The organism is Bacteroides sp. 1001136B_160425_E2, from assembly GCF_015559655.1.
Classification (GTDB): Bacteria; Bacteroidota; Bacteroidia; order Bacteroidales; family Bacteroidaceae; genus Bacteroides; species Bacteroides luhongzhouii.
In genome coordinates this window covers 1-1,154 of record NZ_JADMQH010000059.1, presented here as the reverse complement: position 1 = coordinate 1,154, position 1,154 = coordinate 1, and the positions used below count along the sequence as shown (strand labels likewise).

Below are 1,154 nucleotides of genomic sequence, written 5' to 3'. Positions count from 1 at the left end.
CGGAACAGCGGGTTAAAGCTGATACCCGTAAGTATCATTCCAACAATTATCTATGCGACTTCATGTCGCACCCAAGGAACCTCAAGATGATGCACCGCTACCGCCCTCTGCTGGGCGTTCACCCCAGTGCCTAACATGGTCGTGCTGCCGAAAAGCACACGCACCTTGCCGTTGTTCATGTCCTCGAACAGTCTTTTTCTCGCTCTTTCGGTGGTGGCGCACTGGATAAACTGCACTTCATCGGCAGGGATACCGAGCCGCACCAGTTTCTCCTTGATGTCAGTATATACGTTCCATTCATTCGGTTTGTATGTGCCGAGGTCGCTGAATACGAACTGTGTACCCCGGTTTTCATTCGAGCGCATATAATAGTCATGGATTGTCCTTGCACAGATTGAAGCCTTGTTGTCGGCATCATCGCTGAACTTGTCGCCTAATAGACGCATATCGAGAGCCATTTTCCGCGCCACGTTGGTAGCGACCAGCATTTTAGCCTTGTCGAGATTGTCGGGTTCGGGTGTATCAAGTCCCAAGTCATTCCATTCTCCGCTGTGTGCAAAGGAAACCAAACGGCCAATCATTTCCTCCTGCTGGATAGTGGGCGCATGAGAGAGAAAGCGCACATTCTTCTCCGGCACATCAAGGTTTATCATGTCGGCGGTACGATAGTCGGTAATCTCACGCAGGAACATCGCCAGTTCCGGCACTTTGATATAGGTGCGGAAACGCTCTTTGCGCTTGATTGCGCCTGTCACGTTCAGCTCGTAATCGGCTGTCTTCTGCGTGAATATCGCCGCCCACGCATCGAAGCATGAAATCTGCTGGCGTTGCAATTCTCTTGGTCTAAGGTACTTGAACATCACATATAATTCGGTAAGGGCGTTCACAACCACTGTCCCCGAAAGGAATGTCGCGCCGAGGTCTCGCCCCGTCCGGTGCTGAATGTCACGGATGGCAAACAGCAGGTTCATCGCCCTTTGCGAGCCTTTGGTGTTGCCGATACCTGCCACACGGTTGTGGCGTGTCTGAAACATCAAATTCTTGAAAATGTGTTTCAAATCCGAAATTTTGGATTTATGCCATTATCAGAACTTTTATGAGTTTCCTATTAAATCACTCAATTATTTAGTAATCATTTGTTTTGATCTGTAAAC

Annotated in this window: 1 protein-coding gene; it reads right to left on the bottom strand. The window is 49.1% G+C overall.

Features of this window, described 5'->3' with window-relative positions; all coding sequences use genetic code 11:
- Positions 1–50 precede the first annotated feature (50 nt).
- Positions 51–1,010: a hypothetical protein gene (locus I2I04_RS23100; protein ID WP_317190094.1), complete on the bottom strand. Its 960-nt coding sequence runs from the start codon at positions 1,008–1,010 to the stop codon at positions 51–53.
- Positions 1,011–1,154: the final 144 nt, after the last annotated feature.